This window comes from Kineosphaera limosa NBRC 100340 (genome assembly GCF_000298215.1).
Classification (GTDB): Bacteria; Actinomycetota; Actinomycetes; order Actinomycetales; family Dermatophilaceae; genus Kineosphaera; species Kineosphaera limosa.
On record NZ_BAHD01000005.1, the window covers coordinates 161,606 to 184,300 of the forward strand.

The following is a 22,695-nucleotide window of genomic DNA, read 5'->3' on the forward strand; positions in this document are numbered from 1 at the left end:
GGACCAACGGGGGCTCGCCACGCAAACCGACCGCAAGGCGCAACGCCTGCGGGACGCTCGCGTGGCGAGCCCCCACGTTCGTGTCGGACGCCACCCAAAGGGCACGCTTGCACCCTGTCGGGAGACCACGGACCCCCCTATGCTCGGGGCATGAAGCGCTCCCACACTCTTGTCGTCGCCGCCCTGCTCGCACCCGGGCTCCTCGCGGGATGTAGCTCCCTGGGTTCAGCGGGCCCGTCGCCGCAGCAGACCGCGACGGTCACCGTCACCGAGACCCCTGCCGCCGCGCAGATCTCGGAGGAATGCAACGCCGCCCTCGACCAGGCCGACGCTGCCATCAGCGCCGACAGTGCGCTCGCGGAGGATGTGCCGCAGGTGCTCAGCGCCCTGCAGGAGGCCGTTGCCGCCGCCGGGCGGATGGACGTCAACGGCGTCACCGAGCAGACCCGCGTTCTCGAGGGCATGGACCTGCAGACCAAGGCGACCCAGGCGCAGGATGCGGCCCGCAAGTACCAGGAGGCCGTGGCCAAGTGTCGTGAGCTGCGCCAGTAGGCGCAAGCGCACCGGATTACCTGGACGCCCCCTGGATATGGAGCGTGGCCGGTCCGCCGCCGATCATCGGTGGCGGACCGGCCTGTCGCTTCCGGGGGTAGTGCCGCCCGGCCGTCGAAGGCCGCTCAGGCGGTGCGGCGTACGCGGATGATCTTGCGGCGCAACACAGCCCGCCGGGCGCCGCCGAAGTACAGCCGCATCCGCTGCAACTCCCACTGCTCGTACTCCGCGTATTCGGACAGCACGCGACGGGCCTCCGCGCGGGTCGTCTGGCGCGGAAAGTTCAACGTTCGGTACTCGTACTCCACCATCGTTGGACCATTGTCGGTCATCCACCAGCGTCGGTGGAACCGCGAGAAGTTGGGCCTGGTGCGCGGGATCGGCGGCGCGGGGCATTTCTTGGTGCCGAGGACGCGCCCGACAAGGTAGTTTCGACCCATGAGCGCTGACCCGCGGGCCGCCCTGGCCGCCTTCGTCTCCTCCCTCGAGCGCCACCTCGAGGCGGCGTCGTCCCGACGAGGTGAGAACGACCCGGCCGTCGTGGCCGCCTATCAAGACGTCGCGGAGGCCTTCGACCGCTACGAGGACGCGCTCATGGACGCCTACGAAGAGGTCACACCGCTGGAGATCTACAGCGATGAGGAGGACGACGACCTCGACGACGAGGACGACGACTTCGACGAGGACTTCGACGACGAAGACGAGGACGCAGAGCCGTACGTCGGGCTCGACGACGAGGACTTCGAGGACGATTCCGACGACGACGATTCCGACGAAGACGACGACGCGGACGAGGAATCCGACGGCGAAGACAGCGACAACGGGGCGCGCAAACCCACGGGTGCCGGTCGCCCCCGCCGCTGACTTCAGCGACACGAGCCGGACGTTCGGCTCGCACTCAGCGACCGCCGGTAGCTTGCGAAAAGGCGTGGCCGCTCCGGCCACGCCTTTTCCGCGCGTGAAAGGGTCGCCGGGTGTACCTGTCGTATCTCGATGCCATCATCCTGGGCATCGTCGAGGGCCTCACCGAATACTTGCCCGTCTCCTCAACGGGCCACCTGACGATCACCCAGAAGCTCCTGGGCCTGCAGATCGACAACCCGACCGTCACCGGTTACACGGCGACCATCCAGATCGGGGCGATCGCGGCGACCCTCATCTACTTCTGGAAAGACATCGTCAGGCTCTTTCTGGCCTGGACCGGTGGGCTGCGTGACAAAGAGTCCCGCACGCACGACTACACGTTGGCCTGGGCCGTCGTCATCGGCTCCATCCCCATCGGCATCGTCGGCTTCCTCGGCCGGCACATCATCGAGGGTGCGCTGCGCTCCCTGTGGGTCGTCGCCGGGGCGCTGCTGGCGTGGAGCGTCGTCATGTGGATCGCCGAGATCGTCTACTCCCGCAAGGTGGCCGCCGGCGCCGAGCGTGCCGAAGACGATGTGACGATCCGCGACGGCGTGATTCTCGGGCTCGTGCAGTGCTTCTCGCTGATCCCCGGCGTCTCCCGCTCCGGGGCGACGATCTCGGCCGGGCTGCTGGCGGGCATCAACCGGGTCGTCGCCACCCGCCTGTCGTTCTTCATGGCCATCCCCGCGCTCACCGCCGCCGGGCTGTTCGGGCTGCGGGAGGTCGACACGAACATCATCGGCTGGGGCCCGATGGCCCTCGGCATTCTCGTGTCGTTCGTCGTCGCCTACGCCTCCATCGCGTGGCTGTTGCGATTCGTCGCGACCAACTCGCTGCGCGCGTTCATCTACTACCGCATCGTGCTCGGCACCGTGCTGCTCGCGCTGCTGGGCACGGGAGTCATGACCGCCACCTGACCCGCGCCTCCGTTCGGCGCGCAACGGGCCTGCGACCGACAAACGCTCTAGAGCCAACCCGAGCGTCGGAAGAGCACGTACAAGAGCACGACGACGCCCGCCATCAGGCCTAGCGACAGGTAGTACCCGTACTCCCAGTGCAGTTCGGGCATGAAGTCGAAGTTCTGGCCGTAGACGCCGGCGATCATCGTCGGCACCGCAGCCATCGCCACCCACGCCGAGATCTTGCGCATGTCGTTGTTCTGCTGCACCGACACCTGCGCCAGGTACGCCGCCAGAATGTCGGACAGGAGTCGGTCGTACGCCTCGGCGTGGTCGACGACCTGCAGGAGGTGGTCGAGCACGTCGTTGTAGAACGGCCGCAGCTTCTTGGGCAGCTGCACTCGCGTCTCCCCGGTGACGAGCCGACGCAACGGGATGACGAGGGGCAGGGCGCCGCGCTTGAACTCCAGCACCTCGCGTTTGAGTTGGTAGATCTCCTGGCCGGTGACCGTGCGGTCCCCCGCGAAGATCGCCTCCTCGATGTTCTCCAGGTCTTCCAACAGCTGTAGATCGATCGCGCGGTAGGTGTCGACGATGTGGTCGAGCACAGCGTGCAGCACCGCGAGCGGCCCCATACCCAGCAGGCCCGACTCGGCCTCCAATCGGTGGCGCACCCCGTCGAGCGGGTTGACCTCACCGCGGCGGACCGTCAGCACGAACTGGTCGCCGACGAAGAGCATCAGCTCGCCGGTCTCGACATCGCTGGTCGCCTCCACGTAGCGCAGCGTCTTGAGGACCACGAACATCGACTCCTCGTAGATGTCGATCTTCGGGCGCTGATTGCCCAGTACCGCGTCCTCCACCGCCAGCGGATGCAGCCGCAGTTCGTGGTTGATCTCCGCGAACTCGGCGTCGGTCGGGTCCTTGACCCCGATCCACAGGAAGCCGTTGCCCGATTCGCGGAGCCGCTCCAACTCGGCGCTGGGATGTCCGCAGGCCAGGCGCTGTCCGTCGTGGTAGACGGCCTTGTCGACGATCACGATCAATTGTCACCACAGTCGCGGTCGTCTCGGGGCCGATGCACCGGCTGCGTACAGTGGTGGGGTGCCGATCTGCCTGCTCGTGCGCCACGGCCGCACCTCCGCCAACGTCGCCGGCATCCTGGCCGGCTGGACCCCGGGGGTCGACCTCGACGACCAGGGCCAGGCCGGCGCCCGAGCGCTGGGGGAGCGGTTGGCGGGGCTGCCCCTGCGGCTCGTGGCCACCAGCCCGCTGGAACGCTGTCGACAGACCGCCGAACTCATCACGCACCCGGGCGCGCCCGTGCAGATCGTCGACGATCTCGGGGAGTGTCGCTACGGCGCGTGGACCGGGCGGTCCCTGCAGGACCTGGCCAAGGAGCCGCTGTGGCGGGTCGTGCAAGACCAGCCCAGTGCCGCGGTCTTTCCCGACGGGCCGGACTTTCCCGGCGAGAGCATCGCGGCCATGTCGTCGCGGGCCGTCGCGGCGGTGCGCTCGCTCGACACGGCGGTGCGCGCCGAGCACGGCGAGGGGGCGCTGTGGGTGGCCGTCAGCCACGGAGACGTCATCAAGGCGATCCTCGCCGATGCCGCCGGCGCCCATCTGGACGCCTTCCAGCGGTTCGTCGCCGGGCCCGCCTCCCTGTCCGTCGTGCGCTACAGCCCCGGGCGCACGTTCGTCGAGCGAGTCAACGACACCGGCGCCGACCTGAGCCGCCTCGTGCCCGCCGCGCCCTCCGAGACGCCGGAGCCCGGGGCTGGAGCCACGGCAGATGCCGCGGTCGGCGGCGGGGTCTGAGACAAACCGGACGCCTCGCGCGGGCTAAGGTCGGGGGATGGCATTGATCGCCTTCGACCCGCCCGACCGCTTCGTCACCGGCACCGTCGGTCCGCCCGGGCAGCGGCAGTTCTTTCTGCAGGCCACCGGCTCGGGCCGGACGACGACGGTCGCGGTCGAGAAGTCGCAGGTTCAGGTACTGGCCGACCGAGTCAACGACCTGCTCGACTCCTTCGCCGGCGGCGCCGCCACCGAACAGGCCGCCGCCCGCCACACCGACAACGCGCCGCTCGACACTCCCATCGAGGAGGAGTTCGCCGTCGGCACCATGGGTCTGAGCTGGGACCCCGAGCGCGAGCGCCTCGTCATCGACTGCCACGCCGCCGGCGACGCCTTCGACACCGCCGAGGCCATCGAAGGCATGGAAGGCCAGGAGGAGGTGGACCCGGCCACCGATCCGCGCCAACTCGTGCTGCGGGTGGTGCTCGACCCCGCCGTGGCCCGCGCCTTCGCGCGGCGCAGCGTCTCGGTGGTCTCCGCGGGCCGTCCCCCCTGCCCCTTCTGCTCCCTGCCGCTCGATCCCGAGGGGCACGTGTGCGCGCGCGCCAACGGGTACAAGCGCTGACGTGAACGCCCCGGCCGTGTTTCCGCCGCCCTCGCCGCGCACACCCGAGCCCGAGCACGGCACTCCGGGCGTGCCGTTGGACGCCGCGGCGCAGCGGTTGCATGCCCGGCTGCGCACCGCCGGGCTGACCGTGCTCGGGCAGTTGCTCGACTCCTCCAACACCACGCTGCTGTCGCGTCTGGAGGACTGCGACGACAGCGACGACAGCGAGCACGTCATCTACAAACCGGTCGCGGGGGAGCGGCCGCTGTGGGACTTTCCGGACGGTCACCTGGCCTACCGCGAAGTGGCGACGTGGTTGGTCGCGACCGCCGGTGGGTGGGACGTCGTGCCGCCGACCGTGTGGCGCGACGGGCCGTTCGGGCCCGGGTCGGTGCAGCGCTGGGTGACGGCCGTTCCGACAGATGCGCCCTCCGACTCACCGGAGGAGGAGGGTGAGTTCTCCTCAGGCGAGGAGCACGCGCCGGGGGAGGAGATCGAGGTCGACACCGACGTCGAACGCAGCGACCGGTTCGTCGGGCTGTTCGACCCGGCCGCGTTGCCGCAGGGGTGGCTGCCGGTGCTCTCCGGGCGCCTGGCCGCCGGCGGGCACGTCGTCGTGGCCCACGCCGATCGAGCCGACCTGCGCTCGGTGGCCGTGCTCGACGCCGCGATCAACAACAGCGACCGCAAGGGCTCGCACCTGCTGACCGGACTCGACGGGCGGCTGTGGTGCATCGATCACGGGGTGACGTTGCACCAGGAAGACAAACTGCGGACCGTGCTGTGGGGGTGGGCAGGGCAGCCGATCCCGGAGGCCGATCTGGAGCGGCTCGAGCGTCTGCGGGTGGCACTGGAGCCGTCGTCGGCGCTCGCGGCTCGGCTGGGCGAATTGTTGACTCGCGTCGAGGCCGCCGCGTTGCGCCGCCGGGTGCGGGACCTGTTGACGACGCAACGGCATCCGATGCCCTCGCCGGACTGGCCCTGCGTGCCCTGGCCTGCGCTGTAGGCGCGGGAGTCCCAGTGCGGTAGGGGCTTGTGGTGTCCACGCTTGGGGCACCGGCCGTCAGAGGCGCCGGGCTGCGGCGGCTACGCTGGCGCGGTGAGATCCTGGACCCACCCGGTCGTCCCCGACCTATCCGCCCACGGCACTGGGACACCCCCGAGGGTCTTCGACTCCTCGCGGCGGGCGCTGACCGTGATCGAGCCGGACTCCGGCGCATCCTCGACGTCCGACTCCCGCTTCGCAGCGGCTGAGTCGACTGGGGCTGGGGCTGGGGCTGGGGCGGCAGAGGCGCGCGAGGTCGGGCTGTACGTCTGCGGCATCACGCCCTACGACGCGACCCACATGGGGCACGCGGCGACCTACGTGACGTTCGACGTGCTGCACCGCGTGCTGCTCGACGCCGGTCGCCAGGTGCACTACGTGCAGAACGTCACCGACGTCGACGACCCGCTGCTCGAGCGGGCCAAGCGCGACGGCATCGACTGGGTTGCCCTGGCGCAGCGCGAGATTCAGTTGTTCCGCGACGACATGGAGGCGTTGGCTGTCATTCCGCCGGCGCAGTACCTGGGCGTCGTCGAGAGCATCGAGTCGATCGCGCAGGGTGTGCTGGCCTTGCTGGCGAACGGGTCGGCGTACGAGGTGGCTGCGCCGGACGCGCTGGTCGACGGCGCGGCCGACATCTACCTCGACCTGACGTCCAAGCCGAGTTTCGGGTCGGTGAGTCGGTTCGACCGCGCCGAGATGCTTGCCGTGTACGCCGATCGCGGCGGTGACCCGGAGCGCCCGGGCAAGCGCGACGCGCTCGACCCGTTGCTGTGGCGCGCCGCGCGCGCGGACGAGCCGTCGTGGGCGGCGCCGGGGCTGCCCGATGGCCGGCCCGGGTGGCACATCGAATGCACGTGCATCGCCGTCGACCACCTCGGCACGACGTTCGACGTGCAAGGCGGCGGCGTCGACCTCGTGTTCCCGCATCACGAGATGAGCGCCGTGCAGGCCGAGGGGCTGTATGGGCCGGGCGCCTTCGCGCGCGTCTACGTGCACCAAGAGATGGTGGGCCTGGACGGCGAGAAGATGAGCAAATCGAAGGGCAACCTCGTGCTCGTCTCCAAGCTGCGCAGGGAGGGCGTCGACCCGATGGCCGTGCGCCTCGTGCTCCTGGACCACCACTACCGCACCCCGTGGAGCTGGACCGACGAGTCCCTGGCCGCCGCCCAGCAGCGCCTCGCCACCTGGCGCGAGGGCGTCGAGCAGGTATCGACCGACCAGGCCACCCGCCTCCTGGCCGACCTGCGCGCCCTCCTGGCGGACGACCTCGACACTCCCGCCGCCCTGGCCGCCGTCGACGCCTGCATGCTCGCCCGAGACGGCGACGGCACCGGCGCTCAGCAGGCCCGCGACTCCGTGGCCGCTCTGCTAGGCATCGCCCTGTAGGGACTACGGGTTGGGGTCGTCGCGGCGGCGCAGGTATCGCTCGAACTCGCGGGCGATGGCGTCGCCGCTGGCTTCGGGGTGCTCAGCCGTGTCCGTGGCCTGCTCCAGGGCCTGGACGTACTCGGCCACCTCGTCGTCGCTGGCGGCGAGCTCGTCGACGCCGCGCTCCCACGCCTTGGACAGCTCTTCGAGGTCGCCGCGGTTCACGCGCAGGTCGAGCAGGTCCTCGACGTGGTCGAGGAGCGCCAGGGCCGCCTTCGGAGAGGGAGTGCCGCCGGCGTAGTGCGGCACCGACACCCACGCGGAGACGGTCGGGATCTGCGCCTGGTGAGCGGCGTCGGCCAAGACCCCGACGATGCCGGTCGGCCCCTCGTACGTGCTGGGCTCCAGGTCGAGAGTGTGCGTCAGCACCGCGTCCTCGGAGAACACCCCGACCGGCAGCGGGCGGGTGTGCGGGACGTCGGCCAGCAGGGCGCCCAGGCACACGACCATCGTGGCGTCGACGTCGTCGGCCAGCGCCAGCAGCTCGACGACGAACGAACGCCACCGCGTGGAGGGCTCGATGCCCTGGATCAGCAGGATGTCGCGGCCGGCCCGCTCCTTGGCGGCGTGCAGCACCCGAGTCGTCGGCCACGTGATGCGCCGTACGCCGTCGGGCGCAACGCCCACCCGCGGCCGGTTGACCTGAAAGTCGTAGTACTCCTCAGGGTCGATCGCGGCGATCGGCTGGGCGTCCCACACCTGCGCGAGGTGATCGACGACGCAGGTCGCGGCCTCGCCGGCGTCGTTCCACCCTTCGAAAGCCGCGATGACGACGGGATCCTGCAGGTCGGGTAGGTCGTCGACCTCGATCACCGAGCCGCCTCCTGGTCAGTCCCCCGATCGACCGCACCGGTGGAGCACGGCGCGGGCTGGGTGCGTGTACGCATCCCTCCACAGTACGCATCGTCACCGCGCATGCCTCGTTGGCGGCCTCTGGAGGCTCGGCGCGGGCGGCGGGCCTCGGTGTCCTGCCGGCTTCCGGCCGGCTCGACGGTTGCGCTCCCTGCCGTGGGGCGCGGTTGCGACCGCAACGGTCGGCAGCGAGAGCAACCGTCGCTCTGGGGGTGGACGGGCGGTCGATACCATGGGGGGTCTTTGCCTACGAGAAGAAAGCCGAGTCTGTGAGCAGCCGCTCCGAATCTCCCGCGCGACCCGACCTGAGAAGCCTGCTGAACCGCCGCGTCATCGTGGCGGACGGCGCGATGGGCACGATGCTCCAGGCCGCGGACCCCTCCCTGGAGGACTTTCAGAACCTCGAGGGCTGTAACGAGATCCTCAACGTCACCCGTCCAGACATTGTGCGGTCGGTGCACGCCGAGTATCTGCAGGTCGGGGTCGACGCGATCGAGACCAACACGTTCGGCGCGAACCTGGCCAATCTCGGCGAGTACGACATCCCCGAGCGTATCTACGAGCTGGCCGAGGCGGGGGCCCGCATCGCTCGTGAGGTCGCGGACGAGTACAGCACGCCGGACAAGCCGCGGTTCGTGCTCGGCTCCATCGGCCCGGGCACCAAGCTGCCGTCGCTGCTGCACGCCCCCTACGCCGTGCTGCGCGACGCCTACGAGCAGTGCGCGATCGGCCTCATCGACGGCGGCGCCGACGCTCTGCTCGTCGAGACCAGCCAGGACCTGCTGCAGGCCAAGGCCGCGATCGTCGGCTGCAAGCGGGCGCTGGCCGACCGCGGCGCCGACCTGCCGATCATCGCCAGCGTGACGATCGAGACGACCGGCACGATGCTCATGGGCTCCGAGATCGGCGCGGCGCTGACGGCCTTGGAGCCGCTGGGCATCGACGTCATCGGCCTCAACTGCGCCACGGGCCCCGCCGAGATGAGCGAGCACCTTCGCCACCTGGCCACGCACGCCCGCGTCCCGATCAGCTGCCTGCCCAACGCGGGCCTGCCGCAGCTGGGCAAGGACGGCGCGCACTACCCCCTGACTCCGGCCGAGCTGGCCGCCGCGCACACCCAGTTCGTGCGCGACTACGGCCTGGCGCTCGTCGGCGGCTGCTGCGGCACGACCCCCGAGCACCTCAAGGCGGTCGTCGAGGCCGTCGGCGGGCAGGAGGTCGCGCCGCGCACGCCCGTCGAGGAGGCGGGGGTCGCCAGCTTGTACACGGCGGTGCCGTTCCGTCAGGACGCCTCCTACCTGTCGATCGGGGAGCGGACGAACGCCAACGGCTCCAAGGCATTTCGGGTGGCGATGCTGGAGCAGCGCTGGGACGACTGCGTCGAGATCGCCAAGGACATGACCCGTGAGGGCGCGCACCTGCTCGACGTGTGCGTCGACTACGTGGGCCGTGACGGCGCCGGCGACATGAGCGAACTCGTCTCTCGGTTGGCGACCTCGTCGACGCTGCCGCTCGTGCTCGACTCCACCGAGCCGGCCGTCGTCGAGGCGGGGTTGGAGCGGCTCGGCGGGCGTGCGGTCATCAACTCGGTCAACTACGAGGACGGCGACGGGCCGGGCTCCCGGTTCGCGAAGATGACGGCCCTGGCCACCGAGCATGGCGCCGCGCTGGTCGCGTTGACGATCGACGAGGAGGGGCAGGCGCGCACCGCCGAGAAGAAGGTCGCGATCGCCTCCCGGCTCATCGACTCCCTCGTCGAGATGGGCTTCCGCGTCGAGGACATCATCGTCGACGCGCTCACCTTCCCCATCGCCACCGGGCAGGAGGAGACGCGCCGCGACGGCATCGAGACGATCGAGGCGATCCGCGAGATCACCACCAAGTACCCCGGCGTACAGACGACGCTCGGAGTCTCGAACGTGAGCTTCGGCCTCAAGCCGGCGGCCCGCGTGGTGCTCAACTCGGTGTTCCTCGACGAGGCCGCGAAGGCCGGTCTGAGCAGCGCTATCGTCAACTCGGCGAAGATCCTCCCCGTCGCGCGGATCCCGGAGGACCAGCTCAAGGTCGCCCTCGACCTCGTCTGGGACCGGCGCGAATTCGACGACGCGGGGGAGTGCACCTACGACCCGCTGGCGCGGATGCTGGAGCTCTTCGAAGGCGTCGACTCGGCCTCCCTCAAGGCGTCGCGGGCCGCGGAGCTGGAGGCGTTGCCGCTGGGCGAGCGGCTGCAGCGCCGCATCATCGACGGTGAGCGCAACGGCCTGGAGGCGGACCTCGACGAGGCGCTGTCCGACGGCACCCGGGCCCTCGACATCATCAACGATCACCTGCTCGCGGGCATGAAGGTCGTCGGTGAGCTGTTCGGCTCCGGCAAGATGCAGCTGCCGTTCGTGCTGCAGTCGGCCGAGACGATGAAGGCCGCGGTGGCGCACCTGGAGCCGACGATCGAGGAGCAGGAGTCGGCCAGCGGGTCCGGCGGCAGCCGCGCCAAGGCCAAGGTGCTGCTGGCGACCGTCAAGGGCGACGTGCACGACATCGGCAAGAACCTCGTCGACATTATCTTGAGCAACAACGGCTACGACGTCGTCAACATCGGCATCAAGAAGACGGTCAACGAGATCATCGACGCGGCCACAGAGCACGAGGTCGACGCGATCGGCATGAGCGGTCTGCTCGTGAAGTCGACGGTCGTCATGAAGGACAACCTCGAGGAGTTCAACTCCCGCGGGCTCGCGAGCAAGTGGCCGGTGATGCTCGGCGGCGCGGCGCTGACCCGCGCGTACGTCGAGCAGGACCTCGCGGAGATCTACGACGGCCACGTGCGCTACGCCCGCGACGCGTTCGAGGGGCTGCGGCTCATGGACGCCATCGCGCGCGCGAAGAACGACCCGTCGGTCTCGTTGGACGAGGCGCTGCCGGAGCTGCGGAAGCGGCGGGTGCGGGCGGTGACGCCGCACGAGGAGGGCGCGCAGGTCACCGACACGAAGCGCTCGAATGTCGCGGACGACAACGAGATCCCGACCCCGCCATTCTGGGGCACCCGGATCGTCAAGGGTGTCGCCCTGGCCGACTATTCGGCGTTCCTCGACGAGCGGGCCACGTTCCTGGGCCAGTGGGGCCTGAAGCCGACGCGCGGCGGCGACGGCCCCGACTACGAGGAGCTCGTGGAGACCGAGGGGCGGCCCCGGCTGCGGATGTGGCTGGACCGCATCAAGACCGAGGACATCATGGAGCCGTCGGTCGTCTACGGGTACTTCCCCTGCTACTCCGAGAACAACGACTTGGTCGTCGTGTGGCACGAGGACGGGCCGAACGGGGAGGCGAAGGGCAGCGAACGGGCGCGGTTCAGCTTCCCGCGGCAGCGCCGGGATCGGCGCCTGTGCCTGGCCGACTTCTTCCGCTCCAAGGCCCAGTACGAGGCGGACGGTCGGCCCGACGTGCTCGCGTTGCAGCTGGTGACGATGGGCACCAAGGTCTCTGACGTCACCGCGAAGCTGTACGCGGAGAACGCCTACCGCGACTACCTGGAGTTGCACGGCCTGTCGGTGCAGCTCACCGAGGCGCTCGCGGAGTTCTGGCACGCGCGGGTGCGCTCGGAGATCGGTTTCGCCGACGCCGCCGACCTGGAGCTGGATCAGGTGCTCGATGTGCGCTTCCGCGGCTGCCGGTACTCCTTCGGCTATCCCGCGTGCCCCGAGCTGGAGGATCGGGCGACGCTCGTGCGGCTGCTGGAGCCGGAGCGCATCGGCGTGGAGCTCAGCGAGGAGCTGCAGTTGCATCCGGAGCAGTCGACCGACGCCATGGTGGTGCACCACCCCGAGGCGAAGTACTTCAAGGTCTGAGATGAATCAGCCTTCGCAGGAGTCGCTGCCGCAGCCCGGGCCGGGTGGCACGTTGCCGTCGGCCGTGCTGTGGGACATGGACGGGACGCTGCTGGACACCGAGCCGTACTGGATCGCGCAGGAGCACGCGCTCGTCGAGTCGTTCGGCGGGCGCTGGAGCGACGAGCACGCGCACAATCTCGTCGGCAATCCGCTGCTGGTGTCGGCGGAGTACATCCTGGCCAACTCGCCGGTGGACCTGTCGCCGGAGGAAGTGGTGGACCGGCTGCAGTCGGGCGTCATCGCCTCCCTACGCGAACAGATCCCGTGGCGCCCGGGCGCGTTGGAGCTGCTGAGCGGGCTGCGGGCCGCGGGTGTGCCGTGCGCGATAGTGACGATGTCGTGGCGGGCGATGGTCGACGCCGTGGTGACGGCGATGCCGGCCGGCACGTTCGACGTGCTGATCACCGGAGACGAGGTCGACCAGGGAAAACCGCACCCGGAGCCGTACCTGCGGGCCGCGGCTGCGCTCGGGGTACCGATCGGGGAGTGCGTGGCGATCGAGGACTCCGGGACCGGTGCCGCGTCGGCGCTGTCGGCCGGGGCGCGGACGATTGTCGTGCCGCACGTGGTGTCGGTCGCGCCCCGGGATGGCCTGACCGTGCTGGAGTCGCTGGCCGGCGTCGGCCCGCGGGACCTGCTGCCCCTCACCTCCGGCGGGTGAGTTGCCGGGCGGACGGGCCGCCCGCGCGCGGGGTCGAGTCGTCAATTTTGGGTGCGAGTCGTCAGTTCGACGTGACGATTGGGACGTCAAAATGACGACTCGATCGGAGGGATGGGGCTCCTTGTCTGACGCGCCGGTGCCTGACGCGCGGATGGTTCGCCTCACGCGTGACTTCTGGACCGCGACGCCCCGGTGGTCGCTGCGGCGCCGGTTGCCGGACGGGCGCGCCTCGGATGTCGTGGGGCACGTGCTCGTCGCTGACGAATCCGGCGTTGTGCTGCTCCCGGAGGACGGCCCGGCGGTGCGGGTCGACCGCGCTGATGTCGTGGCTCATCGGGTGGTGCCGCCGCGAGCGGTCCGCCCCGCCTCCAGCCCCGAGGCGCTGGAGCGGATCGCAGCCCGTGGCTGGCCGGGATTGGCCCTGTGGCGCCTGGGCGGCTGGCTGCTGCGGTCGGGCGGCGGCTACTCTAACCGGGCGAATTCAGTGCTCGTGGCGGGCGATCCGGGCCTGCCGATCGCCGCCGCGCTGGAGGTGGTGGCAGACCACTACGCGCAGTTGGGCCGCCCGGCGATCATGCAACTACCGCACGCCATCGACGCGCCCCGGGTAGGGCAGGACGACCCCACCGCGGACGTCGCAGCCGCCGCGGTTGCGGCCGGGTGGCAGCCGTACAGCCAGACCCGCGTGCTCACCGCCGATCTGCGCCGCCTACGGCCGGAGGTGGCAGCGCCGGGGATCGATGCTCCGGCCGCGACGTGGTCGGACGCCCCCGACGACGCCTGGTTGCACGGCCTCCACGGTGGGCAGGCGAGCACCGACGAGGTAGCCCGCGCGGTCATCACCTCCGCACCGGCGGAGTACCTCACGCTGCGCGACACAGGCGACGATCCGGTGGCTATCGGCCGCCTCGTGCATACCGACGACTGGGCCGGCCTGTCCTGCATCGAGGTCGCCCCCGAGCAGCGCGGCCGCGGCCTGGGCCGTCACATCACCGAGCTGATGCTCGCCCGCGCCCGCACCGCCGTGACACCGGCCCGCTTCGCCTACCTGCAGGTCGAGGTCGACAACGCCCCCGCCCTCGCGCTCTACAACTCCCTCGGCTTCACGGACCATCACGACTACCACTACTGCCGGCTCATGCCCTGATCACGTCCTCGGCGTCTACCGGTCGTTCACATTGACCAAGAATTTACTGCGACCCGACCAGCGCTTGAGGCTGCGAAGCTCAGGATTGGGAGCTGGAGGCGACGTGCGCCTGCACCTGTCGAGAGGGGATCTGGTGATCGCCAGTTCAGATCTTGGGCCGCATGCTGGCCTGTCGTGATCTGCAGCTGACTCTCGGTGGCACTCCCATTTTGCGGGGTGTGGACGCCGTGTTCGAGGGTGGTGCGATCGCCGTCGTGGGCCGCTCGGGGGCTGGCAAGACCAGCCTCCTGCACTGCTTGGCCGGCTTGCGGACGCCGACCGCCGGCGAGGTCACCTTCGACGGCGCGTCGCTCGCGGCGATGTCGGAGGAAGATCGTGCCCGACTCCGTCTCGAGCGATTCGGTTTCGTGTTCCAGCGCGCCGAGCTGCTTGGGGAGCTGTCCCTGCTTGAGAACATCGCCCTGCCACTGGAAATGCGCGGCGAGCCTCGACGGGAGTGCGCGCGGCGGGCGGCCGAACTGGTCGAGCGCCTCGACCTGAGCGACTGCGCAGGGAGGCGACCCGATCGGGTCTCTGGGGGGCAGCGCCAGCGAGCCGCGGTTGCGCGGGCCGTGGTCGGCCGCCCGGCGGTCGTTTTCGCCGACGAACCCACCGGCGCCCTGGACGAACGGAACGGCCGCTTCGTCGTCGACATGCTGCTGCAGCAGTGCGCTCACGAATCCGCGGCGCTCGTGATGGTGACGCACGACGCGCAGTGGGCCGACCTGTGCGATCGGCGCCTCACCATGGCCGATGGTGTGGTCGCCGCCGACGATGTCTCCAGCGCCTCCGAGCGTGCATCGACCGGCCCGCAATGATCCGTCGGTTCGCCCGGGACGCGGGATTGGTGTGGCGGCTGCTGTGGCGCGGCGACCGGCGCGGACGTACCGGGACGTTGTTGACCGTTGTCGGCGTGGCCGTCGCCGTGTTCTGTGCGTTGCTGGTGACCGCCGTCCCGAGGGCGCTGGAAGCGGCCGACTCACGACTCGTGGCTCGCACCCCCGTGGGGCAACCCGGTACGCACGGGATGCGCATCACCTCCTCGATCGAGCTCTTCGAGGGGAGGGCGTGGACGCGGATGTACGTGGCCGGTCCGGGCGTGGCTGATCCGCGCCCACCCGGGCTGGATGCCTGGCCCGCGGCGGGTCAGACGCTCCTGTCACCCGAGCTCGCTCGGACACTGGCGGGCCGCTCGGATGCCGGGCGTCTCACCGGGCCGCTCGCCCCGGGGGTGGTCGGCGACGCGGGGCTCACCGCTCCTGGCGAGTTGCTCTCCTACGAGGTCTACGCCGGGCCGGCCGGCTCAGACATCGTCGTGACCGGCTTCGGTGACCCGCGAGCGCGCGGCTCCATCCTGTCGGTGCCGTTGGTCGTGCAACTTGTCGTCGTCGTCGCCCTTCCGTTGGTGCTCTTCCTCCTCGTCGTCATGCGGCTCAGCCTGCGCTGGCGCGCCCAACGCAGCGCCGCCCTGCACCTCATCGGAGTAGGGCCGCGCCGGGGAGCGCGCCTCTTCGCCGTGGAGATGGGGGTGGTCTCGGCGATCGGAGCCACGAGCGGTGTCGTGGCCTACGCCGCGTTTCAGCCGGTCATCGCCGGTTCCGGGGTGTTGGGCCTGGCCTGGTTTCCGGCCGACGCGCAGCTGCCGTGGTGGGCGGCCATACTGGTGGTCGTCGTCTTCACCTGTCTGGCGACCCGCCTGGCGCACCTGGTGATGTCGGGCGGGGTCTCCGATGCCTGGCGCGACGCCTCACCTCGGCGATGGCGCACAGCCGTTGGCCTGACCCTCTTCGTGCCCGCGGCGACCGTGGCGATCGCCTGTGTCGCGTGGGCAGCCGCGAGCGACGTCGAGCCGCGGGTGCTGCCCGAGGGCGGCTACATCCCGACGGTGCTCGCGTGCCTCCTGGTAGGCGCGCTCGGATTGGCGCTCCTGCTGCCCGGGGCCATTGCGGGGGTCGCCGGATGGGTCGCGCGACTGCCCTGCTCACCGGGGACTCGCCTGGGAGCGCGGCTCGCCGGTGCGCACGCCGTGGCGATGTCCCCGATGGCCGCGGCCATGGCCCTCATCGTGCTCCTTGCCGGAGCCAGCGAGGCGGTACTCAAGGGTATGTACGTCGACGGCGTGGGCGACCTGTCCAGGGTGAGCGTTCAGGTGGACCTCAACGAACTCGCTCCGGAAACCCGTCTGGCGCTGCTCGACCTTCCGGCACATGCACGGGTGGTGTATGTCATCGGGGACAGCGCGTCACCTTCTATCGGTCCGGGCCTACCCATGACTGTGGAAAACGGGCCGTGGATCACGGTGGCCACCTGTCCGGACGTGCAAGCGCACATGGTCGGGATGCCGGGGATCGAGGGCTGTACCGGTCGCCCCCAGCAGTTCGCGATGGACTACGACACGACCATCCAGCCCGCAGGGACACCCATCATCGTTCGACTCCACGACGGGACCAGGGTGACGGTGCCGACCCCGGCCGAGCGTTACGAGGCACCTGGCAACGGAGTGCTGCTGCCGCCGCAGGACGCTCCGTGGGTCGCGCACGCGTCTTCGGCGTTCGTCGTGTTTCAGACGTCAGCGCTGGACGGCAGCTACGAGAACCTCGTCGCGGGCATCCATGCTGTCGCACCCCGCTCGCTGCCGCACACGGCGTACGCGAGCCCGGAGGCGTTGACTCAGCATCTGCAGTACTCGGCGGTCTTCCGCGCCGGCATCGGCATGGCGGCCATCCTCACCGCACTGGCGGCCGCCCTGATCATGCTGGACCTACGCTGGCGCACCCGGGGAACGCGCGCCGCGCAACAGGCACTCGGCATTCCCCGCCGCGCCCTGCGCCACACCGCACTGTCTCAGGTGGGGGTGCCGACCATGACCGCGTTGGCTTTAGCCGTGCCGTTCACCCTCGGTGTGAGTTGGTTCTACACCGGCTACTGGGGTCCGTCGTACCTCCTCAGCGGCACGGTCGGCCGCGCGGTCGCCCTCACTGCCGTGCTCGCCGCCGTCACCGCGGCAGGTGGTGCGATGGTCCTGACCCACGGCAAGTTCACGGTCGACGACCTCGCGGAGGAGTAGCGGACGCGATTCGCTGTGGCAGGTTGCTCTGGTTTCGCCGCTACCCGGCATCCAGCGGCCGGGCGGCCATGTCTGGTAGCGCTGGGGGAGTGCCGCCGAAGGCGGGACAGAGGGTCTGGTGTTGGCACCAATTGCACAGGCGGCCGGGCTTGGGGCGGAAGTCCCCGGTGGTGGTGGCGCGGTCGATGGCCAGCCAGAGGGCCTTGAGTTTGCGCTCGACGGCCAGCAGGTCGGCCTCTGCGGGTTCGTACGCGACGACCTCGGCGTTGCCCAGATAGACGAGCTGTAGTCGGGTCGGCACACGGCCGTGTAGGCGCCACAGGACGAGCGCGTAGAACTTCATCTGGAACAGCGCCTTGGCCTCGAAGCTCTCTCCTGGGGCCCGGCCCGTTTTGTAGTCCACGACCCGCATCCGGCCGTCGGGAGCGACATCGAGCCGGTCGACGTAGCCGCGCAACGTGAGGCCGTCGACCTCGGTCTCGACGTACAGCTCCCGCTCGGCCGGCTCCAGCCGGGTCGGATCCTCCAGAGTGAACCAACGCTCGATGAGACGGAGCGCCTCGTCGTACCAGACTTGCAAGCGCACCGGATCGCTGTCGTCGACGAGCTCCGCCAGCTCTGGACGCTCGGTGAGCATCCGCTCCCACTGGCCCGGCAGCAAGCCACCGGCAGCTTCCCTCGTCCGCTGCCTGGCCGGCAGATCGAACAACCGCTCCAACACCGCGTGCACCAACGTGCCGCGAGCCATCGCCGGGGTCGCCGACTCCGGCAGCTTGTCGAGCACGCGAAAGCGGTACAGCAGCGGGCACTGCATGAAGTCCGACGCGCGGCTCGGAGACAGTGCAGCAACCATGCTCGGCACCTTAGACCCGACCGCCGACAACGTCCTCCTCCCGCGCCGCGAGCGAACCTTGTCGGCTCATGGACGTAGCGTGCGAGACATGTCCCCGACCACACCTTCGCTACCAGCCGCCCCGAACGAGCGAGGCACATGAGCGGCGGTCACGTCTACGTCGACGAGTCCAAGGCAAGGGACTACTTGCTCGTCGCGGCCGTCCTTGCTCCTGATGATCTCGCGAAGGCTCGGCGCTTGTTGAAGGCCCTTGTCATGCCTGGCCAGCGACGGCTGCACATGAAGCGAGAAAGCAACGCCCGGCGGGGCGCGATCCTCCACGCCATCACTGCCTCGGGAGCCACCGCGACCGTCTACAACGCAGGACGGGCCAGCCGAAACGAGCGCGAGGCGCGGCAGGCATGTCTTCAGGCGGTGGTCCTCGACGCGGCAGGCGCCGGTCATCGCTTCCTGTTCATCGAACAAGACGACTCGCTTGTAGGATGGGAACGCCAGCGGCTGATCGAGATCACCCGCGCCGCCGGATGCCGAGATGTCCTCCAGTACCAGCATCGCCGCGCCGAGCACGACGTCCTCTTGGCGATCCCCGATGCCATTGCCTGGAGTTGGGCCAGAGGCGAGCAATGGAGACGCCGCGTGCAGCCCCTAGTGGCTAGTGTCCGGCAGCTCTGAGGCCGCACAGCGCGAAGCCCGGCTCACCGACCGTCCGGACGGCTACCGGGCCCACTTCCTGGGGCTCAACGCGCCAGGCTCCCCCATGGTAGGCCTTCCGGGGGCAAGCTCGCCACCGCCGGTTCGGTAGGTGAGGCGACACCGGAGCGGGCGCTCCAGGTTGTCAGGGGTGTGACGTAGCGTGCTGCGCATGTCCTCGACCCAGCCCACGCCGACCGCCCACGCGGACGACGGCTCCGGTTCGGGGTGGCGCGTCGGCTCCCTGCGCGGCATCCCGGTCTACATCGGTGGCGGCTGGGTCGTCATCGCCCTCTTCATGGTCGCCGTCTTCGGCCCTCAGATCGCCCGCACCCTGCCCGGGCTCGGCGTGTGGGCGTACGTACTCGCCCTCGGCTACGCGGCGTTGCTGCTGGTCAGCGTGCTGGTGCACGAGGCGGCGCACGCTCTGACGGCACTCGGGTGCGGTTACCGGGTGCACCGCATCGCCGCCGACCTCATGGGCGGGCACACCGCTTACGACGCCGCCCGCGCCACCCCCGGTCGCAGTGCCCTCGTCGCCTTCGCGGGCCCGATGGCCAACTTCGCGCTCTGTCTGCTCGGCTGGCAGATGCTGCCGTACGTGCGCGGCGACGTGCTAGGGCTCCTCATCGCAGCCGTCGCCTGGACCAACGGCTTCGTCGCCCTCTTCAACTTGCTGCCCGGGCTGCCGCTGGACGGGGGCTTCCTGCTCGACGCCCTCGTCTGGCGCATCACCGGGCAACGCCACCTGGGGCTCATCGCCGCCGGCTGGTCCGGGCGGATCGTCACCCTGGCCGTCGTCTTCTGGTTTGCCGTCAGACCCCTGTTGGAGGGCAGCTACCCGAGCCTTTTCACCATCGCGTGGATCGCGCTCATCGGCGCCTTCCTCTGGTTCGGCGCCGGGCAGGCGATCACCACCGGCAGACTGCGCGGCCGGCTGGCCCGCCTCGACGTGCGCACCGTGACCCACCCCGTTGTCACCATGGCCCGGTCCGCGCCCCTGACCGACATTCCGCGGGTACCGGCCGAACTCGCGCAGCGGGGCGTCGTCGTGGCCATCGTCGACGACGACGGCACCCCCTTGGGCATCCTCGATGGCGAGGCCGTCGGGGAGGCGGTGAAGTCCGGCTACGAGCATGCCGCCGCCGAGTCGTGCCTGCGGCTCATGCCCCCCGCGTGGGTGCTGGATCTGTCGGAACGGTCCGCCGACCTGAGCTCCGCGATCGACGCCCTCGTCGAGCACCGCCTCCCGTTGCTGCTGCTGCGCGAACCCGGTGGGGCCCCCTGGGGCGCGCTCGACGGCGGCACCGTCAGCGACATTGCCACCGGTGCGAAGAAGGCGCCGTGAGCACGGATCTAGACTGGCGGGCATCATGACAGACCTGAGCGACGGACCCACCGGCGCCCATCGGCGCCGAGGTCACTTTCTGGCCGGCGAGCGGATCCAACTGACCGACCCCAAGGGGCGGATGCACACGATCACGCTCGAACCCGGCAAACAGTTCTTCACGCACCGCGGCAGCCTGCGCCACGACGACCTCATCGGCAGCCCCGACGGGTCGACGGTGACCAACACGGCCGGCGTCGAATATCTCGCACTGCGGCCGCTGCTCGCCGACTACGTGATGTCGATGCCGCGCGGCGCAGCCGTCGTCTACCCCAAGGACTCCGGGCAGATCGTCGCGATGGCCGACATCTTTCCCGGCGCCCGCGTCGTCGAGGCCGGCGTGGGCTCCGGGGCGCTGTCCATGTCGCTGCTGCGCGCGGTGGGTGACGCCGGACTGGTGCACTCCTTCGAGCGGCGCGGCGAATTCGCCGAGATCGCCCGCGGTAACGTCGAGGACTTCTTCGACGGCCCGCACCCGGCGTGGAAGGTGACCGTCGGAGACCTCGTCGGCACGCTCCCCCTGGCGGTGCGCGACGGCAGCATCGACCGGGTCGTGCTCGACATGCTCGCCCCCTGGGAATGCCTCGATGTCGTCGCCGACGCCCTGGCCCCCGGCGGCGTGCTCATCTGTTACGTCGCCACCGCCACGCAACTCTCCCGGGTCGCCGAAGCGATGCGCGCCCACGGCGGCTACACCGAACCGCAGGCCTGGGAGTCGCTCGTGCGCGGCTGGCACCTCGAAGGCCTCGCCGTGCGACCCGAACACCGCATGCACGGGCACACCGGCTTCCTCATCACCACCCGCCGCCTCGCCCCCGGCGTCACCCCGCCGCTGCGCAAACGCCGACCGGCCAAGGGCGCCTACGACACCGACACCGGCAGCGCCAGCGAGCAGTGGGAGGCCGAAGAGGTCGGCGAGCGGGTCGCCTCCGACAAGAAGCTGCGCCGCCTGGCCCGCAGCGCCCAGGCCCGCCGGGCTGGCGCCGACACCAAGTCGGAGCGGGCGGCCGGACTGGTTGAGCCGGCGCAGGGCAGCGCGGACACCGGGGCGACGCAGGAGAGCGAGTCATGAGCACCGAATCGCACGGGCAGCCCAGCCGGCCCGCAACACAGGCGGCAAGTGCGCCGCCGCCGAGCACCCCGACCCCGAGCACCCCGAGCGCGAGCACCCCGAGCCCCACCGGAGCGACCGGCACACCACGCAGTGCACCGCCCGTCGGCCCGGCCGGGTTGCGGGCCCAGGTCGAGTCGCTCAGTCGCCGCAACGACGGCCTCGTGCGCACCCTGGAGGCCGCCCGCGAGCAACTCGTCACGCTCAAGCAGCAGGTCGAGGCGCTGGCCACCCCGCCCTCGTCGTACGGCGTGCTCCTGTGCGTGCACGACGACGGCACCGTCGACGTGCTGGCTTCCGGACGCCGGATGCGGGTGCAGGTCAGCCCCGTCATCGACGTTGCCGACCTGAAGACCGGCCGCGACGTGCGCCTCAACGAGGCCCTTGCGGTCGTCGACGTCGCAGGCTACGAGCGGCATGGGCAAGTTGTGGTCGTGCACGAGACGCTCGACGACGAACGCCTCGTCGTCGTGGTGCACGGCGAGGAGCAGCGGGTGGTGCGCCGCGCCGAGCCGCTACTCGGCGCCGCCCTGCGCCAAGGCGACAGTGTGCTGCTGGAGACCCGCACCGGCTTCGCCTACGAGGTCATCCCCAAGGCCGAAGTCGAAGACCTCGTGCTCGAGGAGGTGCCCGACATCTCCTACGACGACATCGGGGGTCTGGCCGGGCAGATCGAGCAGATCCGCGACTCCGTCGAGTTGCCGTACCTGCATCCCGAGCTGTTCCGCGAGCACTCGCTGCGCCCACCCAAGGGCGTGCTGCTCTACGGGCCGCCCGGCTGCGGTAAGACGCTCATCGCCAAGGCCGTCGCCGCGTCGCTGGCTCGTCAGAGCGCTCAACTGGAGGGCCGCAGCGACTCCACCAGCTACTTCCTCAACATCAAGGGCCCCGAGCTGCTGAACAAGTACGTCGGCGAGACCGAGCGGCAGATCCGGTTGATCTTCGCCCGGGCCCGCGAGCACGCGTCCTCCGGCGCGCCCGTCGTCGTGTTCTTCGACGAGATGGACAGCCTGTTCCGCACCCGCGGCTCGGGGCTGTCCAGCGATGTGGAGACGACGATCGTGCCGCAGCTGCTCGCCGAGATCGACGGCGTCGAACGGCTCGACAACGTCATCGTCATCGGCGCCAGCAACCGCGAAGACATGATCGACCCTGCGATCCTGCGGCCCGGGCGGCTCGACGCCAAGATCAAGATCGAGCGCCCCGACGAGGGCTCGGCCCGCGACATCTTCGGCAAGTACCTCACCGCCGACCTGCCGCTGCACGCCGACGAACTGGCCGCCGCCGACGGCGACCCCGCCCGTGCCGTGCACGCGATGACGCAGGCCACCGTCGCCCGCATGTATGACCGCGGGGTACACAACCGCTTCCTCGAGGTCAGCTACGCCGACGGTGAGCGGGAGGTGCTGCACTACGCGGACTTCGCCTCCGGCGCGATGATCCAGAATGTTGTCGACCGCGCCAAGCGCTCGGCCATCAAGGACCTGCTGGCCACCGGTGAACGCGGCCTGCGCACCCGGCACCTGCTGGAGGCGTGCGTCGCCGAGTTCGCCGAGAACGAAGACATGCCCGGCACCAGCAGCCCGGAGGAGTGGGCCCGCATCTCCGGGCGTCGCGGCCAGCGGGTCGTCGGCATCCGCCGCGTGCACCCCGACGCCGGTCCCGGCGACCCCGGCCAGGCAGCCGGTGAACGCCGTGGCATCGCGGACGTCGAGCCCAGCGGCACCTACCTGTAGCCGCCGCTCGACCTGCTCAGACGGTGGGGTC

General features: G+C 70.3%; 20 protein-coding genes. 16 read left to right on the forward strand and 4 right to left on the reverse strand.

All coding sequences use genetic code 11. From position 1 onward, the window contains the following. Positions 1-150 precede the first annotated feature (150 nt). Complete coding sequence (locus tag KILIM_RS02615) at positions 151-552, forward strand: hypothetical protein (protein WP_006591060.1); 402 nt, start codon at positions 151-153, stop codon at positions 550-552. A 125-nt stretch (positions 553-677) separates the two neighbouring features. Here KILIM_RS02615 and KILIM_RS25325 read toward each other — a convergent pair whose 3' ends face one another. Beyond that, positions 678-992 (reverse strand): DUF5703 family protein, encoded by a 315-nt coding sequence (locus KILIM_RS25325; protein ID WP_006591061.1) that lies wholly within the window; start codon positions 990-992, stop codon positions 678-680. Here KILIM_RS25325 and KILIM_RS24455 point away from each other — a divergent pair. Both KILIM_RS24455 and KILIM_RS02630 read left to right on the forward strand, forming a co-directional pair. After that, on the forward strand, positions 991-1,416 hold the full coding sequence (locus KILIM_RS24455) for a hypothetical protein (RefSeq protein WP_006591062.1): 426 nt from the start codon (positions 991-993) through the stop codon (positions 1,414-1,416). The genes KILIM_RS25325 and KILIM_RS24455 overlap by 2 nt on opposite strands. 110 nt (positions 1,417-1,526) lie before the next feature. Continuing rightward, positions 1,527-2,375, forward strand: a complete 849-nt coding sequence (locus KILIM_RS02630; RefSeq protein WP_006591063.1) for an undecaprenyl-diphosphate phosphatase — start codon at positions 1,527-1,529, stop codon at positions 2,373-2,375. Positions 2,376-2,422: 47 nt separating this feature from the next. Here KILIM_RS02630 and corA read toward each other — a convergent pair whose 3' ends face one another. Then, complete coding sequence (gene corA, locus KILIM_RS02635) at positions 2,423-3,397, reverse strand: magnesium/cobalt transporter CorA (RefSeq protein ID WP_006591064.1); 975 nt, start codon at positions 3,395-3,397, stop codon at positions 2,423-2,425. Between the two features lie 64 nt (positions 3,398-3,461). On the opposite strand from corA, the gene KILIM_RS02640 reads away from it, so the two are divergent. The 4 genes from KILIM_RS02640 (at position 3,462) to mshC (ending at position 7,195) form a co-directional block, all read left to right on the forward strand. Further along, the gene (locus KILIM_RS02640) at positions 3,462-4,175 is read left to right on the forward strand and encodes an MSMEG_4193 family putative phosphomutase (protein WP_006591065.1); all 714 of its coding nucleotides are present in this window, start codon (positions 3,462-3,464) and stop codon (positions 4,173-4,175) included. Between the two features lie 37 nt (positions 4,176-4,212). Continuing rightward, the gene (locus KILIM_RS02645; RefSeq protein ID WP_006591066.1) at positions 4,213-4,779 is read left to right on the forward strand and encodes a DUF3090 domain-containing protein; all 567 of its coding nucleotides are present in this window, start codon (positions 4,213-4,215) and stop codon (positions 4,777-4,779) included. Between the two features lies 1 nt (position 4,780). Beyond that, positions 4,781-5,767, forward strand: coding sequence for an SCO1664 family protein (locus KILIM_RS02650; RefSeq protein WP_006591067.1), 987 nt, complete (start codon positions 4,781-4,783; stop codon positions 5,765-5,767). 93 nt (positions 5,768-5,860) lie between these two features. Then, positions 5,861-7,195 (forward strand): cysteine--1-D-myo-inosityl 2-amino-2-deoxy-alpha-D-glucopyranoside ligase, encoded by a 1,335-nt coding sequence (gene mshC, locus KILIM_RS02655; RefSeq protein ID WP_040561913.1) that lies wholly within the window; start codon positions 5,861-5,863, stop codon positions 7,193-7,195. Between the two features lie 3 nt (positions 7,196-7,198). Here mshC and KILIM_RS02660 read toward each other — a convergent pair whose 3' ends face one another. Continuing rightward, positions 7,199-8,050, reverse strand: a complete 852-nt coding sequence (locus KILIM_RS02660) for a PAC2 family protein (RefSeq protein WP_006591069.1) — start codon at positions 8,048-8,050, stop codon at positions 7,199-7,201. A 308-nt stretch (positions 8,051-8,358) separates the two neighbouring features. Between KILIM_RS02660 and metH the strand changes: the two genes are divergently transcribed. From metH to KILIM_RS02685, 5 genes are all read left to right on the forward strand, one after another. Next, positions 8,359-11,931, forward strand: a complete 3,573-nt coding sequence (gene metH / locus KILIM_RS02665; protein ID WP_040561915.1) for a methionine synthase — start codon at positions 8,359-8,361, stop codon at positions 11,929-11,931. A gap of 1 nt (position 11,932) precedes the next feature. Continuing rightward, positions 11,933-12,634 (forward strand): HAD family hydrolase, encoded by a 702-nt coding sequence (locus KILIM_RS02670; protein ID WP_006591071.1) that lies wholly within the window; start codon positions 11,933-11,935, stop codon positions 12,632-12,634. Positions 12,635-12,755: 121 nt separating this feature from the next. Continuing rightward, on the forward strand, positions 12,756-13,781 hold the full coding sequence (locus tag KILIM_RS02675) for a GNAT family N-acetyltransferase (protein ID WP_006591072.1): 1,026 nt from the start codon (positions 12,756-12,758) through the stop codon (positions 13,779-13,781). 218 nt (positions 13,782-13,999) lie between these two features. Further along, complete coding sequence (locus tag KILIM_RS02680; RefSeq protein WP_217997032.1) at positions 14,000-14,638, forward strand: ABC transporter ATP-binding protein; 639 nt, start codon at positions 14,000-14,002, stop codon at positions 14,636-14,638. Further along, complete coding sequence (locus KILIM_RS02685) at positions 14,635-16,887, forward strand: hypothetical protein (RefSeq protein ID WP_040561917.1); 2,253 nt, start codon at positions 14,635-14,637, stop codon at positions 16,885-16,887. Before KILIM_RS02680 ends, KILIM_RS02685 begins: the two co-directional genes overlap by 4 nt. Before the next feature lie 40 nt (positions 16,888-16,927). Here the strand turns inward: KILIM_RS02685 and KILIM_RS02690 are convergent, their stop codons facing one another. Further along, on the reverse strand, positions 16,928-17,740 hold the full coding sequence (locus KILIM_RS02690; protein ID WP_051988599.1) for a RecB family exonuclease: 813 nt from the start codon (positions 17,738-17,740) through the stop codon (positions 16,928-16,930). 138 nt (positions 17,741-17,878) lie between these two features. Between KILIM_RS02690 and KILIM_RS02695 the strand changes: the two genes are divergently transcribed. The 4 genes from KILIM_RS02695 (at position 17,879) to arc (ending at position 22,664) form a co-directional block, all read left to right on the forward strand. After that, a complete protein-coding gene (locus KILIM_RS02695; RefSeq protein ID WP_006591076.1) occupies positions 17,879-18,412 on the forward strand; it encodes a hypothetical protein in 534 nt (177 codons plus the stop codon). Positions 18,413-18,602: 190 nt separating this feature from the next. Further along, entirely contained in the window at positions 18,603-19,778 is a 1,176-nt protein-coding gene (locus KILIM_RS02700) for a site-2 protease family protein (protein ID WP_051988600.1), read from the forward strand. A 25-nt stretch (positions 19,779-19,803) separates the two neighbouring features. Then, positions 19,804-20,889: a tRNA (adenine-N1)-methyltransferase gene (locus tag KILIM_RS02705; RefSeq protein WP_006591078.1), complete on the forward strand. Its 1,086-nt coding sequence runs from the start codon at positions 19,804-19,806 to the stop codon at positions 20,887-20,889. Continuing rightward, positions 20,886-22,664, forward strand: a complete 1,779-nt coding sequence (arc, locus tag KILIM_RS02710; protein ID WP_006591079.1) for a proteasome ATPase — start codon at positions 20,886-20,888, stop codon at positions 22,662-22,664. Before KILIM_RS02705 ends, arc begins: the two co-directional genes overlap by 4 nt. Positions 22,665-22,695 lie beyond the last annotated feature (31 nt).

What these genes read in the sequence shown, in the direction of transcription:
- KILIM_RS02690 (WP_051988599.1), bottom strand. Translation starts at nt 17,740, where the DNA reads ATGGTTGCTGCACTGTCTCCGAGCCGCGCGTCGGACTTCATGCAGTGC.
- KILIM_RS02700 (WP_051988600.1), top strand. Translation starts at nt 18,603, where the DNA reads ATGTCCTCGACCCAGCCCACGCCGACCGCCCACGCGGACGACGGCTCC.
- KILIM_RS02695 (WP_006591076.1), top strand. Translation starts at nt 17,879, where the DNA reads ATGAGCGGCGGTCACGTCTACGTCGACGAGTCCAAGGCAAGGGACTAC.
- KILIM_RS02645 (WP_006591066.1), top strand. Translation starts at nt 4,213, where the DNA reads ATGGCATTGATCGCCTTCGACCCGCCCGACCGCTTCGTCACCGGCACC.
- KILIM_RS02705 (WP_006591078.1), top strand. Translation starts at nt 19,804, where the DNA reads ATGACAGACCTGAGCGACGGACCCACCGGCGCCCATCGGCGCCGAGGT.
- KILIM_RS02670 (WP_006591071.1), top strand. Translation starts at nt 11,933, where the DNA reads ATGAATCAGCCTTCGCAGGAGTCGCTGCCGCAGCCCGGGCCGGGTGGC.
- KILIM_RS24455 (WP_006591062.1), top strand. Translation starts at nt 991, where the DNA reads ATGAGCGCTGACCCGCGGGCCGCCCTGGCCGCCTTCGTCTCCTCCCTC.
- KILIM_RS02685 (WP_040561917.1), top strand. Translation starts at nt 14,635, where the DNA reads ATGATCCGTCGGTTCGCCCGGGACGCGGGATTGGTGTGGCGGCTGCTG.
- arc (WP_006591079.1), top strand. Translation starts at nt 20,886, where the DNA reads ATGAGCACCGAATCGCACGGGCAGCCCAGCCGGCCCGCAACACAGGCG.
- KILIM_RS02615 (WP_006591060.1), top strand. Translation starts at nt 151, where the DNA reads ATGAAGCGCTCCCACACTCTTGTCGTCGCCGCCCTGCTCGCACCCGGG.
- KILIM_RS25325 (WP_006591061.1), bottom strand. Translation starts at nt 992, where the DNA reads ATGGGTCGAAACTACCTTGTCGGGCGCGTCCTCGGCACCAAGAAATGC.